Annotated in this window: 10 protein-coding genes; all 10 read right to left on the bottom strand. The window is 64.3% G+C overall.

The window, feature by feature from the left end:
- Window positions 1-192 precede the first annotated feature (192 nt).
- Entirely contained in the window at window positions 193-1,488 is a 1,296-nt protein-coding gene (locus ACFOW7_RS20890) for an FAD-binding oxidoreductase (RefSeq protein WP_378168324.1), read from the bottom strand.
- Window positions 1,485-2,438 carry a lysylphosphatidylglycerol synthase transmembrane domain-containing protein gene (locus ACFOW7_RS20885; RefSeq protein ID WP_378168322.1) on the bottom strand — a complete coding sequence of 318 codons (954 nt, stop codon included), beginning with the start codon at window positions 2,436-2,438 and terminating at the stop codon, window positions 1,485-1,487. Before ACFOW7_RS20885 ends, ACFOW7_RS20890 begins: the two co-directional genes overlap by 4 nt.
- Window positions 2,439-2,472: 34 nt before the next feature.
- Window positions 2,473-3,342, bottom strand: coding sequence for a decaprenyl-phosphate phosphoribosyltransferase (locus ACFOW7_RS20880; protein ID WP_378168320.1), 870 nt, complete (start codon window positions 3,340-3,342; stop codon window positions 2,473-2,475).
- A complete protein-coding gene (locus ACFOW7_RS20875; RefSeq protein ID WP_378168318.1) occupies window positions 3,339-3,785 on the bottom strand; it encodes a GtrA family protein in 447 nt (148 codons plus the stop codon). The genes ACFOW7_RS20880 and ACFOW7_RS20875 overlap by 4 nt, the downstream gene beginning before the upstream one ends.
- Complete coding sequence (locus tag ACFOW7_RS20870) at window positions 3,772-5,070, bottom strand: NAD(P)/FAD-dependent oxidoreductase (RefSeq protein WP_378168316.1); 1,299 nt, start codon at window positions 5,068-5,070, stop codon at window positions 3,772-3,774. Before ACFOW7_RS20870 ends, ACFOW7_RS20875 begins: the two co-directional genes overlap by 14 nt.
- Before the next feature lie 415 nt (window positions 5,071-5,485).
- Window positions 5,486-6,439 carry an NAD-dependent epimerase/dehydratase family protein gene (locus ACFOW7_RS20865; protein WP_378168314.1) on the bottom strand — a complete coding sequence of 318 codons (954 nt, stop codon included), beginning with the start codon at window positions 6,437-6,439 and terminating at the stop codon, window positions 5,486-5,488.
- Between the two features lie 54 nt (window positions 6,440-6,493).
- Window positions 6,494-8,764, bottom strand: a complete 2,271-nt coding sequence (locus tag ACFOW7_RS20860; protein ID WP_378168312.1) for an O-linked N-acetylglucosamine transferase family protein — start codon at window positions 8,762-8,764, stop codon at window positions 6,494-6,496.
- Entirely contained in the window at window positions 8,761-12,096 is a 3,336-nt protein-coding gene (locus tag ACFOW7_RS20855; protein ID WP_378168309.1) for a glycosyltransferase, read from the bottom strand. The genes ACFOW7_RS20860 and ACFOW7_RS20855 overlap by 4 nt, the downstream gene beginning before the upstream one ends.
- 79 nt (window positions 12,097-12,175) lie before the next feature.
- On the bottom strand, window positions 12,176-13,690 hold the full coding sequence (locus ACFOW7_RS20850) for a methyltransferase domain-containing protein (protein ID WP_378168307.1): 1,515 nt from the start codon (window positions 13,688-13,690) through the stop codon (window positions 12,176-12,178).
- Between the two features lie 31 nt (window positions 13,691-13,721).
- On the bottom strand, window positions 13,722-16,286 hold the full coding sequence (locus ACFOW7_RS20845; protein WP_378168305.1) for a tetratricopeptide repeat protein: 2,565 nt from the start codon (window positions 16,284-16,286) through the stop codon (window positions 13,722-13,724).
- Window positions 16,287-16,319: the final 33 nt, after the last annotated feature.

The following is a 16,319-nucleotide window of genomic DNA, read 5'->3' as shown; positions in this document are numbered from 1 at the left end:
CCCTAGGTAGACGAATATGGTGGAAAGCGACGATTACCCCCTCGTTTGCCGTGGTTCAGGTCGCAGGCCGGGATAGGGCAGCTAGCGGGCCTCGGCAGGAGTGATCAAGTCAATTTACGTCTTCAAAAGTTTATTTATGCAAATAGACAAGACTAGGTCTTGCAGACAATTTTCATGAAAATTTATTTTTGCTCAGCGATTGACCCGCCGCCAAAACCCCGACGAAAACGCCGGGTCGATAAACTCGCTGAACCGCTCCCAGGCCGGATAGCCATGGCGGAACAGTTCGCCATCCATACAGGCATCCTTGGCCGGATAGAGCGCACCACCCGCCTCGCGCACCACGGCATCGAGTTCACGAAACAGCGCGCGCGTCGATTCGCCGCGTTGGGGAAAGTCGAGCGCCAGCGTATAGCCCGGCCGTGGAAACGATAGCCAGCCAGGCGAGGGCCGCTCGCCAAAGCTCTTCAGTACGGCGAGAAACGACCCCTGGCCGCTGCGGGCGATCCGTTCGAGCAGCAGATCGAGGGTGAGCCGGGCATCCTGGGGGGGCACGACACACTGATATTGATAGAAGCCGCGGGGGCCGTAGATGCGGTTCCAGTGCAGCAGCCCGTCGAGCGGATAGAAATACGGCTCGTAATGCACCAGCGCCTGACCTTTCGGTAGCGGCTTACGGTAGTAGAGCGTATTGAAGGCGTAGAGGCTGGGGCCGTTGATCAGCGAAATCGGCGGGGTAAACGGCACGCTGCGCTCGCGTGAGCGGTACGGCGGCAGCTGGTCGAGCAGCGGCGCATGGTCGCCGCCATAGTAGACGCCCCGGCCGCGCGCCTTGCCGCTGGCGAGGCAGTCGAGCCAGGCCACGGTATATTCGTGACGACGCTGGGCCTGGGCGTCGAGTGCAAAGAATGCTTCGAGATTGGCAAAGCGGCGCGCTTCGACCCACAGATAGGGGTTGTTGATCGGCCGCAGCTGCAAGGCCACCCAGGTCACCAGTCCGGTCAGGCCGAGCCCGCCGATGGTGGCGCCGAACCAGTCGGGATGCTCGCTGGGACTGCACCATAGCCGTCTACCGTCGGAGCGCAGCAACTCGAAACCGTGCACATGGCAGCCGAAGCTGCCGGCACTGTGATGGTTCTTGCCATGGACATCGTTGGCGATCGCGCCGCCGATGCTGGCAAAACGGGTGCCCGGGGTGACGGGCAGGAACCAGCCGCACGGCACGGCCAGTGCCAGCACCTGTGCCAGTGTCACGCCGCTTTCGCAGCACAGGACACCGCTTGTGCGATCGAAGCTGATCAGGCGGTCTAGCCTGGCGGTATCGATCACGCCACCTTCGGCATTGAGTCCGACATCGCCATAGCTGCGGCCATGGCCGACCGGCAGCCAGTCGCGCCTGGGCGGCGGCAGCTCGCTGGCGCGATGATCAGGAATATGGACCTGATCTGCCGGCGCGCAGAGTCGGCCCCAGGATCGGTAGACTTTCATGGTCGGGTCCGGCCCAGATAAAGCCCCAGCGAGGCGGCGCCGACTGCCACGGCGTACCACAGCGTCAGCAGCCGGATCAGCAGGGTGGCCGCCACCGCAGCCGGTAGCGGTACGCCGGCCAGATGGAGCAACATGGCCATCGCCGCTTCGGTGCCACCGACGCCGCCTGGCAGCATGCTCAGAACCCCCACCAGCTTGGCCACCATATAGATCGACAGCGCCAGCGGCCAGTCGTTGAGCAGGCCCATGGTCTGAAGCAGGCTGTGAAAGGCCCAGCCTTCGAGGGTCCAGGCAAGCGTCCCCAGCAGCAGCCCCACCACAAGCTGAACGGGTTGCTGGCAGCGACGGGTTTCCAGCAGCATCGCCGCCAGCCGGCCCAGCCAGCGGCGCCAGGACTGGGCGGCGCCTGCTCCCATATCCGTCAACCTTTGCAACGGGGCTGGCCGCAGCAAGGTCAGCAGCATCAGGCCGACCAGAAAGAAGCCAAGCCACAGTGCCGGTTGCGCGATGGCAAACCGGCTGCCGCCCAGTGCCACGAGCGCCAGCACGATCGCCAGATCGAGCAGCCGTTCGCTGACAAAGATCGCCAGCGACTGGCCAAGCGGGACGCCGTGGCGCAGCGACAGCAGGCCACGCAAGGTTTCGCCCAGTTTCATCGGCGTGGTGGTCAGGGAAAAACCGGCCAGATAGATCAAGCAGCCTTCGCCCCAGGGCAGCCGATGACCCAGCCCCGCCAGATAGCAGCGCCAGCGCAGATAGCGCAGCGCGAAATTGAGCGTGGTCAGCGCGATGCCAAACAGCAGACCGATACCGGCCAGCTGCACCGCCGCCAGCACCTCGCGCCAGCCTGCCCACAGCGACAGGGCCAGATAGCCCAGCGCAGCCAGGGCCACCGAGGCCAGCACGGTGCGCAAGGTACGCGGAGAAAGCGGAGCGGCAGTGCTTAGCACGGTCGGCTCGGGTAGACGAATATGGTGCGTTTACTCAATAGATCAGCCATACCGACAGTCCGAGCCAGCAGCCCACGGTCATGATCAGATGGCGATCCTGCAACAGGTCGCTTGCCGTATCGTTGCCACGGCCATGGCCATGGAGCAGATAGAGGTAACGGAAGATGCCGTAGATGATGAACGGCACCGTATAGATCAGCTTGTCGGTGCCGTGGATGCGCACCGTATCGGCACTCATGGTGAACAGGCTGTAGCTGACGATGGTGCCGGCGGCGCAGACGCTGATGCAATGGTCGAGCAAGGGCGCGCTGTAGTCTTCGAGCACGCGCCGCACCGCATTGCGGTCGTGGCGCTGGCCATCGAGCAGCAGCAGCTCGGCCCGCCGTTTGGCAAAGCCGAGGAACAGGGTGACCATCATCCCGCACAGCAGCAGCCAGTTCGACACGCCAAGCCCGAGCCCCAGGGTGCCGGCCAGAATGCGCAACATAAAGCCGCTGGCGATCATGAACACGTCGAGGATGGCGACATGCTTATAGCGCAGCGAATAGGCGATATTGATCAGCCAGTAGCACACCACCAGCGCCAGCACCCACGGCCCGGCCACCAGTGCCAACAAGGCTGCGGTGGCGGCAAGCAGCAATGTCAGCGCCCAGGCGCGGGCCGGCTGAATCAGGCCGGCGGCAATCGGTCGTTTGCATTTGGTCGGATGCTGCCGGTCAGCCTCTACATCGAGCAGGTCGTTGAATACATAGACACAGCTCGCGCTGGCGCAGAAGGCCAGAAACGCCAGAAAGGCCGATTGCAAGGTCAGGGCGTCGAGCCGGTGGGCAAACAGCGGACCGATCAGCACGAAACCGTTCTTGATCCACTGGTGTGGTCTTATCAGTTTGAGATAGGGCTTCATGGTTGTCGGCTAGAAAGCGGGCGCCGCTCCGCTTGGCGGAACGACAGATACTTATGGCCAAGAAAGCTAGTAAAGACCGGCACCAGCACCCCGACCAGATGAGCCAGGATCTCGGCATGCCGGATCACCCCGAGCGCCGGCAGCAGCCAGCGCGCCAATAACAGGCTGATCAACAGGGTCTGCGCCACACCGGCCAGATTGACCAGCACAAACCACAGCAACTGGCGCGACAGCGGCTGTTCGCCCGGCGCGAACACAAAGCGCCGGTTGAGCATAAAGGCGGTGGCCATTCCGGTCAGATAGGCCAGCGTGATGGCCACCGGGTAGGGCAGCCACAGACTGTAGCCGACCCGCGAGCCGATATTGACGCCGGCGGCGATACCGCCGGCGAACAGGAAACGGACAAAGGTCGGCGACAGATATTCGCGTTTAAGCCGCCGCATGCACCGCCTCGGCGAGCTGGCGGCCGATCTTGACGCTTTCGCAGATCGAGCGGTCTTCGGGGTAGTAATAGGCGGTATCGGCCATCCACAGCCCGTCGAGCGGGGTGCGCATCGGCGGCAGCATATCGAAGAAGCCGGGCGGGCAGACGGTCTGGGCGAATTCATAGCGCGAACAGTGACGCGCCAATACCCAGTCGGGGCGGAAGTCGGGGTTGAGCTTGCCCAGATAGCCCATCACCTCGTCGATCAGCACGGCATCGTCCTGCCGGTACTTGGGGTGGGTCTGCGGCATATAGAACGGCGCATACAGCACGCTGCAACCGAGCGGGTTGAGGTTGCTGTACTCGATCACGCCGGGGATCTCGATCGAGCGGTCGTTGATATTGACCCAGAAGTTGCCGGTGATCGGCTGCTTCAGTTTCAGGACCACACAGGCCACGGCGATATTCTTGATCGCGTCGATCCGGGCACGGAAGTCGGCCGGCAGATCGGGCACCAGGCGCGGGATATATTGAATCGGCACGGTAGACACCACCTGGTCGTACTCATGCCGCTCACCGTTGACCATCACGCCGCTGGTGCGACCGTTGTCGGCCAGTACCTGCTGCACCGGCGCCCGCAGAAAGATCTGACCGCCGCGCGCGCGGATTTCCTTCTCCATCGCCTCGAGCAACACCGCCGAGCCGCCTTGCAGATAGCCAAGCTGTTCCTGGAACAGGCTGCGGCGCGACAGGCCGATCCGCTTGATCCGGGTGCCGAGCCAGGCGGCCGAGATCTGGTTGGTGTATTCGTGGAATTTAAGCTCGAACAGACTCTTCCACAGCACCTGATAAGCCTTCTCGCCCATGCCCTGCTTGAGCCAGTCGATCACATTGACCTGATCGAGCGCACGCCAGTCGTCGATATTCTTGGTCTTCATCACCAGCGCGGCATAGCGCAGCTTGCTGATCAGGTCGAGCCCGGGAAAGCGCAGCAAGGCTTGCGGCGTGCCCCAGGGATGGAGCTTGCCGTCGAAGTAGTAGCCCATCCGGGTATCGACCCACTTGAGCCGGTCGCCGAGCCCCAGTTCGCGCAGCAGCTCGAACAGCGGGTAGTCGGTCTTGCAGATGAAGTGGTAGTAGCGCTCAAGCGGCAGGCCGTCGAAATCGAACGAGGCCGACATGCCGCCGATCCGGTCGTCGTGCTCGAAGATATCGGCCTGGTGGCCACGGCGGACCAGCTCCAGAGCGACCATCAGGCCCATCGGGCCGGCGCCGATCACGGCGATGCGTTGTGACTGACTCATACGGGACGGATTTCAGCTGGGCGCGAGGCCGGGCGGAGAATTAATTAAACCGCGCATGGTAGCAGTCCCGTGTGCCATCGGCATAGCTTGTTTCCCCCAATCGACGGGTCCGTCCAATTGACGGGATGGTGACAGTGACTTTGATATAAAGATCAGGACAATACGCGGCAAGGTAGATGGCTGGTGTTATTTAATAAATAAATTTTTATGAAATACATTTATTGAATGTCCAAGATAAACCAGCCAAGGAAGCCGGATTAATGCTGGGTAATGAAGGAGTTCTCAGGCAGAAAAAAGACCGGAGGAAGTGTCCGGTCTCGGTTAAATGGGTGGTGGCAGATAAATATTGTTTTTGTTTTCATGTATTAAGTTGTCTTGCAGTCAATTTGCGCAAAATTTTATTTTTGGCTGGAAATCAGCGCTCCAGCGCAATGTGGGCGTAGCGCGAGTCGGTAAAGGTCTCGCGGATGGCCTCGCTGAACGGTGTGGGCCGGATACCGAATTCCCGCTCGATATCGACCCCGCTGAAATCGTCGCCAGCGGTCAGTGCCTTGAGCTGGTCGGCGGTGAAGGGCGGCGTCTTGCTGAACATCGCGTAGAGCTTCAGCAGGTAGTAGAACACCGTGTAGGGCAGGTGGACGATGGGGGTCTTGAGACCCTTGGCGCGCTTGATGCTGTGAATAATATCAACGTAGTCGACCCGCTCGTGGCCGACGATATCGTAGGTGGCGCCCTTGGGCTGATGCTCGACGCAGTGCAGGATCACCCGGCAGAAGTCGCGGTTATACAGCGGCTGGCGCATATAGCGGCCATGGCCTGGAATCGGGAAGGCCGGCACCCGCTCCATGAAGCGCGACAGCCAGCCCAGATGCTTGGGGTCGAACCAGCCGAACATCAGGGTCGGCCGCAGCACGCAGTGGGGGATGCCGCTGTCGCGCACCAGTTGTTCCTGGGCTTTCTTGGTATTGGTGTAGTCGTCGTCAGCGACCGAATTGACCACGGAGGAGCTGATGTGCACCAGAAAAGGCACTTGATGGCGCTTGATGACATCGAGCACCAGGCAGGTGGCATCGATGTTGTTGCGGCGGAATGGTTCGTTGCCAAGACCGGTGATCTGGGCATGCAGTTGCAGAACCATGGCGGCGCCGGCGAATTCCTGCTCCCAGGCGCCGGCCTGGGCCAGATCGGCCTCCACGACCCGCACGCCGGGATTGAGCCGGCGCAGCACTTCGAGATTGGCGCCGTGCTTGTCGAGCGCGACCAGGCCGGTATAGCCGGCTTCTCGCATCAATAGAATCAGATTCTGACCGACCAGGCCGGCTGCGCCGGTAATGACGATCTTGCTGTGCTTGGGAACGGTGGGGTTCATGGCGACTACCGGATCAAAGACGGAAACCAAGGCGCGCCGGGCGCCGGGGCGCGATTATACGTCGGCAAAAGCGCCGGGCGCAGTGAAACCCAGCCGGCGCCAGCCATCGAGCAGGGTGGCTTCGAGTGCGGCGCTGAAGCGGGCCGCCTGACAGAGCGGCGAGGCGGCAAGCCGTGGCCGCAGTGTCTGGCGCCAGTGTCGGCGTCCGGCTGTGTCGGCGGCCAGCGACTCGGCAATGGCCAGATAAGTGTCCGTATCGTCAGCCACCCACTCAGTCAATCCAGCCGTGCCGAGCAGCGCTGCGCCTTGTCGCGACGCGATGCGATCGCCGGCCAGGCTCACCACCGGCACGCCCATCCATAACGCTTCCAGGGTGGTGATGCCGCCCGTAAAAGGAAAAGGGTCGAGCGCAATATCGATGTCGGCGTACTGGGCCAGCGCATCGGCATGGAGGCTGTAGCCGCGCAGCGCCAGACGGTGCGGATCGCCGCCTGCTGCCAGCCAGCGTCGATGGCAGTGTTCGGCTACGGTCGGATCGTCGTATTCGCGGCTTTTGAGCAGCAAGCGCGCGCCGGGCTGACGGCGTAGCAGTTCGGCCCATAGCGTGAACACCGGCGTATCGAGCTTGGCGTAGTTGTTGAAGCAGCCGAACACCACACCGTCGGCGCGCTCGGAGCGGGCGGGCAGCGGAGCATAGTCAGGCGGGCTGTAGCAAAAGCGGCAATCGGGCAGGTAGAGCGGCGTCTCGCTCAGGCCCTGCGCCAGATCGGGCGGCGAGGAGCGGCGGTCGGTCAGCAGATAGTCGACGCTGCGAAGTCCAGTCGTGTTCACATAACCCAGCCAGCTGACCTGCATCGGAGCGGGCCGCAGCGCAAGAACCCCCAGGCGCTGACCGGCGGTGTGGCCCGCCAGATCGATCAGGATATCGACTCCATCGGCACGCAATTGCTCGGCAACCTGGGCGTCCGACCAGCCGGTGATCGTGGTCCAGCCTTCGAACTGGCCGTGCAGCGCAAGACTGAGCGGGTCGGGCCGGGCCAGATCGGCATAGGCGTGCAGCCGAAAACGGCTGCGGTCGTGGCCAGGCAGCACACCGGCGAGCAGAAAACCGACCGGATGGCGCCGTAGATCGGGCGACAGATAGCCGATCCGTAAGCGGCCATCGCTGCGCGGCGCGGGAACGGGGCGCTGGGCCGATTCGCCGTGGCGCTGTGCCCATTGCCGATGGGCATGGCCGAGTTCGGCGGCATCGGGGCCGGCCAGATAATGGCGGCCGAACAGGAGATTGCTATGGGCCTGGTCGTGCCGTGGATCGACGGCCATCGCACGGCTCCAGGCGTCGAGCGCCTCCTCGACCCGGCCCTGGCCGATGCGCAGCCGACCCAGATGATTCCAGGCTTCGGCGTGAGCCGGGGCGCAAGTGAGCAGCCGCGTCAGCAACGCTTCGGCCTCGATGTGGCGCTGCTCGGCAATTGCACGCATGGCAGCATTGGCGAGGGCGCCGGGATGGTTCGGGGAAAGTCTCAGTACCCGTGCCAATGCCTCGTCAGCCGCCTGGTCCTCTCCGCGCTCGATCAGCAGAGCCGCCCAGTTATTCCAGCCATCGGCGTCGTCGGGCCAGTGCTGGAACAGTGTGCGGTAATACGGCTCGGCCTGGTCGGGTCGGCCAAGCTGGGCCTGGGCCAGCGCGGCGCCTTTGAGCAGTGCGGCATTCCAGCCGGCTTTGGCGCCTTCCTGGTAAGCGGCAAGCGCTGCGGCCGGGCGATGCTGGTCGAGCAGCAGATCACCCAGTTGCTGAGCCAGGGTCGGGTTGGCTGGATAAAGCTGCAATCCTTCCTGGCAGACGGTGATGGCTTCTTCGTCGTGGCCGAGCCGGCGCAGGACCGTGAGCAGATTGACCCGGCCATGCAGATGGCGGGGCTCGTCGGCAAGCAAGGTCCGGAGCGCTTGCGCCGCTGCCTGGGCATCGCCTTCATCGAGCCGCGCCAGCCCCAGCGCATTTCGCGCGGCCGCATGACGCGGAGTCAGCCGCAGGGCGTGTTCGGCTGCGCCGACGGCAGCCTGGGCACTGCCTGCCTGGCGATGGGCTTCGGCCAGATTGGCGTAGTAGTCAGCGGTGTCGGGCTGGTGATGCAGTGCCCGCTCGATCAGCGTCACGGCGCCTGCCGCGTCGCCTTGCTGTAGGCGTGTCACCCCAAGCAGATGCCAGGCGTCGGCGTAGCCCGGCACCTGTTCGAGCAACTGGCGGTAGACCGCTTCGGCTTCAGCGAGCCGCCCGCTCTGGTGGTGCCCCAGCCCCAGGCGCAGGGCCTGTTGCGGGGTCATGCAGCCGGGTGGCGCGGCGGCCAGGCCAGGCCGAAATCTTCGCGCACAAAGGTCAGATTGGGGTTGTAGGCCGGGTCGCTGAGCAGCGTTTCGCCCCAGCGAGCCTGCATCTGGGCGATTTCGGCGTCAAAGCGGGCGCGCTTTTCTGGGTTGTCCTCATAGCCACGGCTGAGCGACTCGTGGTGGTACAGCTCGGCGTGGGGGGTCCACAGATTGCGATAGCCGGCGCGGTCGAGCTTGAGACAGAAATCGACATCGTTGAAGGCAACGGCGAGGCCTTCGTCAAGGCCGCCCACCTCTTCATAGCGATCACGCCGCACCACCAGACAGGCCGCCGTCACGGCTGAGAAGCGCTGCAACGCCAATGCCCGGCCGCCATGACCGGCATGGCCGCGCGGCAGATGACGATGGGCATGGCCCGCGACGCCGCCCACCAGGATCACCCCGGCATGTTCGAGGGTGTCGTTATCGAACCATAGGCGGGCACCGACAGCACCCACCCCGGGCCGCAGCGCCTGACTCACCATTTCGGCCAGCCAGTCGGGCGAGATCGCCTCGATATCGTTATTGAGCAGACACAGCACTTCACCGCGCGCCGCCCGGGCTGCCTGGTTGTTGAGGGCCGAGAAATTGAACGGCGACTCGTCACGCAGCACCCGGAAATTGGGTCGCCGCGCCAGTTGTGCCAGATAGTCGAGGCAGGCCGGATCATCGCTGCCGTTATCGATCACCAGCACTTCGTAATACGGATAGCGCGTGATACGCAGACTGTCGATGCAGCTGCGCAGCAGTTCGAGCCGGTTGCGCGTCGGAATCAGAATGCTGACCAAGGGCGGCCGCTGCGGCAGCGGATAGCGTACCCGCACGGCACCGGGTGCCTCGGCGATCGCTTCGGCGACAGCCCCGGCGCCTTCGCGCACCAGATGGTCCGTGACCGCCGCAAGCGGTGCTACCGTTTCATGCGCGCTTGCATGGTAGAGCAGTTGCGGCAGATGGTGGATACGGCCAGTGGGCAGGGTCTCGACATGGCGCAGGCACAGGTCGAACCAGTCGGCCGCGCCACCGAGCGTGCGGGCCGCCGCAAGCGGCAGCGCCGCCAGCCGGGGCGGCAGCCGGTTGCCGACGAACAGGTCGAGATCCCACTCGGGCTTGCAATACGGCTCGCTGCGCTGGCCGTCGCGGTCGAGCCGGTCCTGGTCGGTATAGATAAAGGCCGTCTCGGGCCGGGTCTGTAGCGCCTGGGCCAATTGAAACAGTGCATCGGGCGCCAGCGCATCGCCGTTGTCGAGCTGGCTGAACCAGTCGGCGTCGGTCTGGGCCAGGGCGGCGTCTAGCTGGTCCCATGGCAGCCAGCGCAGCCGGCTGTCACCGGGGGCCGGGCCAGTCTCGAGGGCCGGATCGTGCGCCAGCAGCAAGGTCCAGTCGCGGTAGGACTGGCGTTGCAGGCTATCGATGCTGCGCGCAAGTGCCGTGGCCGACTCGTCGCGGACCAGCAAGGCCAGCAGAAAGCGTGGCCGGCGGCTCCAGCCCGCCGCCGTTACGGTCTGGGCGGCCAGCGTGGTGGCGGAATGGTCCTGGTGACAGGCCAGCCATAAGCCATAGCCGTCACGGCTTGGTTCAGTCAGACCACGGTGATACAGATGGCGCAGCCAGCCCGACAGCCGTGCCAGCGATTCGGCGCTGTCGAGCCGCGGTTTGACCAGAAAGTCGTTGGGCGTCACCCCTTCGCGGCGGGCGCTGAGTTCGGCGGCATATTTGGCGCGGAAACGCTCGGCATAACGCTGCCAGTCTTCGGTGTAACGGCCGGCCGAATGGTGGATCAGCGGCAGATCGGCCGCCACCGCCACCCGGCAACCAGCGAGGCGCGCAGCAAAGCTGAAGTCGACGTCGTAGCCATGAAAACCGTCGAAGGTGACTGGGTCGAAATCGACCCGGTCGAACACATGGCGCCGGGCCGCCAGAAACACCCCGTCGAGCGCTTCGGCGGCGGTGGCGACGTCGCTGACGCCATAGAGGCAGGTCACGATGCCGTCCTCGTCCGGCAGACGATGACCGACCAGACCATGGAGATAGGGAAAGCCGCTGGCCCGCCAGCTGGCATCGATCAGGCGGCTGCTGCCGGCGACCCCGACCAGATCGTGCCGCTCCAGATGGGCCAGCAGACGGTCGGCAAAGCCCGGGCCGATCAGCTCGATATCGTCATGGCTGAAGATCACGATGTCGCCGTGACTGCGCCGCCAGCCTCGCTGGTAGCCTTCGGCCAGCGAAGTGGCATCGTCGATGGCGATCAGTTCGTAATCGAGATGGGAAAAATGCTCGGCAAATTGCTGGCTGACGGCGGCAAGCTTGCTTGGGGTGATGCTACAGATCACGACCGAGATCGACGGCGCCCGGCCACTGGCGCGGCCATGGTCGGCCGGCGGCGGTTCGAGCTCGGCGGCGAGACTTGCGCACCATTGACCGGCGGTCTGGTGGAGCTGCGCCAGCCCTGGTGCCTCGCGCAGCAGTTCGCGCAACTGGCGCAGCGCTTCTTCACGCTCGCCCAGACCAAAGCGCGCCTTGGCCCAGCATAGCCGCATGATGGGGGAAGTCCGCTGCGCGGGCGTAAGACTGGCCTGCCACGATAGCTGCTCGCCATGGCGGCCAAGCCCTGCCAGCGCCTGGGCCCGGCCTTCATCCAGCACCGAGGGCGGCTCGACCTGACCGACGAGTTCGCCGTAGGCCGCGAGCGCTGCTGCATAGTCTTCGGCCGCGAGCAGCGAATGGGCCAGATTGAGCCGCAACATCAAGTGGTCGGGCGCCTGCTGCAAGGCGGCACGGTAGTGGCGCACCGCGTCGCGGTAATGGCCGCTTTGCTGCAAGGCCGCCGCCAGATTGGCGCGGGCGTTCAGATGGTCCGGCCGCAATTCGAGCGCCTGGGCGCTTGCTTCGATCGACTCGCGGTGACGGCCCAGCGCGAGCAGGGCAATGCCCAGATTGCACCAGGCCCCGACATGCTCGGGCTGATGATGGAGCGCCGAGCGGTAGGCATCGAGTGCCGCTTCGGCATCGCCGCTGCTGCGCAGCGCTTCGCCCAGATTGACGTAGTAATCAGGGGTATCGGGTGCAATCGCCAGCGCCTGGCGGATCAGCTCGACCGCCGCACGCGGCTGGCCGGCCTGGTAGGCGATCACGCCCAGCAGATGGCGGGCATCGGCGTGCTGCGGTGCGGCTTGCAGAATCTGGCGGTAGAGATGTTCGGCCTCATTGAGCTGGCCGGCCTGATGGTGCTTCAGGGCGATGGCAAAAGCCTGTTGCAGCGAAACCGTGGCGGGCGTACTCGGGTGGCTCATGGGCGGGGTCTGGTCGATTTTTAAAATAAACAGTAAATAAACTGCAAGGTAATGGGCGGTTTATTTCGGTTTATGAAAATTATTGGTTTGCCGGTTTATAGCCAACCACGCGCATGTCGCGTGGCTCGCGCAATTTGAACTGGGCGGGCTGCTGGCTGATATTGCTCAGCCCCGCTTCCTGCATCAAGGCGGCGAGACTGGCCGGGGTATAGGCCCAGCGGTGCACCATATACGGGTCTTGCCAGTTGGGGTCGCCGTAGAACACCCACATGGTCTCCTGCCCGCGCCGGTCGGTGGCAGAGCGCTCGACCGGATCCTCGAGCAGACGCTGGCAGGCGGCGATCAGATTGGGGCATTCGAGAATCAACGGTGCGCCCGGTTTGAGCACCCGTACCCATTCCTTGAGGATATCGAGCACTTCCCAGCGCCAGAAATGCTCGACCACATGGACCGACAGGATCTCGTCCACACTGTCGTCGTCAAACGGATGCAGGCTGTGCAGATCGCACAGCAGGTCGGGCCGCTGTCCGGCGCGACTGGCCACCACATCGACATTGACATAGCCTGGCAGAATCTTGTCGCCGCAGCCCAGATTGAGCCGCAGCGGCCTCGTTTGGGCCGGCGCCAGCAGCGAGAGCCAGTCGCGGCCGATCCGATAGGGCGAATAATGGCGGGCGATATGACGCTGCCCGGCCAGAATGCGCGACTCGACCTGCTCGCGCGCCGCCAGCGCTTGTTCGATACCGGCTGACAGCGTGGGGGCGATAAAGACGAATTCGGCGAATTCCTGATGGGCGGGCTGCGGCTGGGTGACGACGGCCCGGCCGGCCCAGAGCGCCTCGATCAGCCGGTTCGGGCTCTTGACCGCCTTGGCCGGGTCGTCGAGCGTGGGCAGCACGACCAGATCGGCGGCGGCCAGATGCTCGGCCATCGATTCGGTACTCCAGGGCAGCAGACGGCAGCGGAAATTGCCGGGCTGGCTGTTGAGCTGGCCGATCGCCTTCGACAGCTCGCCGGTGGGGCTGGTGACGATGGTCAGCCGCAGCGGCAGCCGCTGTGCCAGTTGCCGTAGGTCGTTGAGGCTGGCGTCGAGCGAGTCGAGATTGGTCGGGTGACCGAACCACAGCAGCTCCAGTTGTGGAAAGCTCGGGCGAAAGCACGGCTCGGCCCGGTCGCCTTCGACCGGGTCGCTGATCACCACCGCTTCGCGCCGGCAATGCTGGCGTACCGCCTGTGCCATGGCCGTGGTCGGCACCACGATGGCATCGGCCATTTCCGCCAGCGCCTGGTAGTGCGGGCCCAGTTGAGGATGGACGAAATGGTTGTCGCTGACATCGAACACCACTCGCACGCCACGGGCCTTGAGCGCGGCCACCCCCGACTCGTTGCGGCCATCGAAGCTCTTCGAGATCACCGCCACATCGATGCCGTCCTGTTCAGGCTGGACCGGCTGTTTCCTGAGCTTGACCGAATGGCCCTGGCGCATCAGTTGCAGGGCGGGCTGGATAACCCGATAGCGGGCCGAGGCGACGTCGGAAGTCAGTCGGCCGTCGACGGCCTCGATATCGGCAAAGCTGAAAAAGGCGATATTCATGCGCGCAACGCTTTGAAGGTGGAAAGGTGGTTCAGCGCAAAAAGGCCGCGGTCAGGTCGCTACGCAGCCGCTCGAGTGCCGTCTGCCACGGATCGGCATCGGGACGGTCTTCCTCGGGTGGCTGTTCACGGTAGACCGAGAAGCCCGGGAACCAGGGCGAACTGTCGCCCTCGGCCATCCAGCGGTAATCGGCTGGATTGGGGACCAGCACCCGAGCGGTCTTACCGATGCCCAGGGCCAGATGCATATTGGTATTGGAGACGCCGACATAGTCATCAAGCCGGGCCAGCAGCGCCAGCATCTGTTCCAGATCGGCATTGAGCGCGCTCAGATCGAATACCGGCCGGCCCAGCTCGGCCTCGAAGCTGGCCAATTCCGCGGCGCTCGGATTGCGCTGCAAGATGGCGATATCGACCGGCAGATCGCGCAGCAGCGCGGCAATCCGGCCGGCATCGATCTGTTTGCTCAGGGCACCATTGCGCTTGACTTCGCTGCCGCCGCGCCAGGTGACGCCCAGCAGCGGCCTCTGGCCAAGGCCCAGTTCGCTGAATCGGGCAGCCACGGCTTCGGCCGCGGCGGGCTTGATCTGTAAGGGCAGCGAGGGCGGGATGTCCTCGACCTGATCGGCTTCGAGCAGCATCGGCAGGTCGGCGATGGCAAACACGTAGTCGACCCGGTCCACATCTTCCCCGTCACGACAGAAGCGCTCGATCAGGGGCAGATGCTCGATCAGCGGCTGTACCCGCTCGTCCGGCACATACATAAGATAAGCGCCGCGCGCCCGGGCTACCTGGGCAAAGCGCAGGAAGAACAGCTCGTCGCCCAGACCCTGGTCCTTGAGCAGGACCACCCGGCGGTCGCGCCAGTCGATCGGCATCAGTTCGGACGGCAGACGGACCTCAGGCCGGGCCGGGCAGGGCGGCATCGGATAGTCGCGCCGCTCGCGGCCACGGAAACGCCACTCGAAATTGCGCCAGCCAGCTTCGAAATGGCCCAGCGACAGTTGCACCAGGGCGGCGTTGACATGGGTCTCGGCCAGCAGGGGGCTGGCTGCTACGCCCGATTCGAAGGCTTCGAGCGCCTCATGGTGGCGGCCGAGCTTGCTGTAGAGATTGCCCAGATTGGACCAGCAGCCGGCAAAGTCGGGCGACAGTTCGAGCGCCTGGCGATAGGTCGCCAGCGCCTCACGATAACGGCCCTGGTCCTTCAGCGAGTTGGCCAGGTTGTTGAGTCCTTCGGGCCAGGCGGGATTGAGTTCGAGCCCGCGCCGATAGGAGGCCTCGGCTTCGCTCTGGCGGTCGATGCGCCGGTAGAGATTGCCCAGATTGGAATAGGCGGCACCGTCGCTCGGTTCGATTTCGATGGCGCGCTGACACAGCGTGATCGCTTCGTCGATCTGGTCGGTTTCGCCAAGCGCCACGGCCAGCAGATTGAGGGCTTCGACTTGTTCGGGCAGCTCTGTCAGCAGGGCACGCAGTACCGCGATGCTTTCCTGGTAGCGGTGAGCTTCGTTGAGCAGCTTGGCCAGCGAAATCCGGATATTGACGCCGCTTGGCTCAAGCTCGTGCAGACGGCGGCAGTAGTCGGCCGCTTCGTTCCAGGCGCGCCGCTCGGTCAGAAGGTCGATGGCGGCACGCAGGGCGCCCGTGTCGTCGGGCTTGGCGCCGAAATAACGTTGCAGTTGCAGCAGCGCCTCTTCCTTGCGGCCCAGATTGAGCAGGGCCTGGGTGCGCGGCAGTGCTGCCTCGATCAGATTGGGGGCAAGCGCCAGGGCACGGTCAAAGGCAGCGACGGCCGCTTCGGCCTGGCCGCTGGCCAGACGGCTGTTGCCAAGCTGGAGCCAGCCGTCGATCAGGCTCGGGTCCTCGGCGACCAGGGTTTCCAGTTCGGCAATTCCCTGGCTGGTTTCGCCGCACAGGGTGCGGACATAGGCGTACTGCAATCTGGCCGGACCAAATTTGGGGAAGCGCTCGATCAGCCGGGCGAAATGATCGCGCGCGGCAGTCGGGCCGTTTTCCACCAACAGGCTGAGTCCCAGCTCGACCTGGGCTTGCGGGTATTCGGCGGCGGTGGGCGGAATGGTCTTGGCATGGGCACGCACATCGCCATGACGGCCAAGCATCCGGTTGGACTGGCACAGCAGCAGGCGCAGTTGCAGGCGGTTCGGTTGCAGCGCCAGCGCCTGGCGCAGCGATTCCACCGCTTCACGGTGCTGGCCGAGCTGCTGTTGGCACAGACCGGTATTGAAGGCAGCTTCGGCGTAGTCGGGCTTGAGCGTGCGGGCCTGCTGGAAGTATTCCAGCGCCTCGACCAGCCGGCCGCTGTCGCGCAGCACGCTGCCCAGATTGTTCAATGCCTCGGGCCAGGTCGGATGGAGCGCCAGCGCTCGCCGGATAAACTGTTCGGCCAGCGGATAGTTGCGCTCGGCCTGATAGATCAATAGCCCGAGCAGATGCAGGGCATTGACGTTATTGGGGTCGGCGTCCAATACGCGCTGGTAGAGATTGGCGGCTTCCTGCCAGCGACCCTGCTGATGCGATTGCAGGGCGATCTGTAGGGCCTGGGCGACGGTCATCTGAGCGGCGGAATGGGACATAGCGATCCATGAAACGGTGAGACGGATCTGGGC

The sequence above is a fragment of the Chitinimonas lacunae genome, assembly GCF_042650885.1.
In the GTDB taxonomy this organism is placed as follows: domain Bacteria; phylum Pseudomonadota; class Gammaproteobacteria; order Burkholderiales; family Chitinimonadaceae; genus Chitinimonas_A; species Chitinimonas_A lacunae.
Note: the sequence above shows the minus strand (reverse complement) of the source record. Positions and strands in the feature narration are given on the sequence as shown.

What these genes read in the sequence shown, in the direction of transcription:
- ACFOW7_RS20890 (WP_378168324.1), bottom strand. Translation starts at nt 1,488, where the DNA reads ATGAAAGTCTACCGATCCTGGGGCCGACTCTGCGCGCCGGCAGATCAG.
- ACFOW7_RS20880 (WP_378168320.1), bottom strand. Translation starts at nt 3,342, where the DNA reads ATGAAGCCCTATCTCAAACTGATAAGACCACACCAGTGGATCAAGAAC.
- ACFOW7_RS20875 (WP_378168318.1), bottom strand. Translation starts at nt 3,785, where the DNA reads ATGCGGCGGCTTAAACGCGAATATCTGTCGCCGACCTTTGTCCGTTTC.
- ACFOW7_RS20870 (WP_378168316.1), bottom strand. Translation starts at nt 5,070, where the DNA reads ATGAGTCAGTCACAACGCATCGCCGTGATCGGCGCCGGCCCGATGGGC.
- ACFOW7_RS20865 (WP_378168314.1), bottom strand. Translation starts at nt 6,439, where the DNA reads ATGAACCCCACCGTTCCCAAGCACAGCAAGATCGTCATTACCGGCGCA.
- ACFOW7_RS20860 (WP_378168312.1), bottom strand. Translation starts at nt 8,764, where the DNA reads ATGACCCCGCAACAGGCCCTGCGCCTGGGGCTGGGGCACCACCAGAGC.
- ACFOW7_RS20855 (WP_378168309.1), bottom strand. Translation starts at nt 12,096, where the DNA reads ATGAGCCACCCGAGTACGCCCGCCACGGTTTCGCTGCAACAGGCTTTT.
- ACFOW7_RS20850 (WP_378168307.1), bottom strand. Translation starts at nt 13,690, where the DNA reads ATGAATATCGCCTTTTTCAGCTTTGCCGATATCGAGGCCGTCGACGGC.
- ACFOW7_RS20845 (WP_378168305.1), bottom strand. Translation starts at nt 16,286, where the DNA reads ATGTCCCATTCCGCCGCTCAGATGACCGTCGCCCAGGCCCTACAGATC.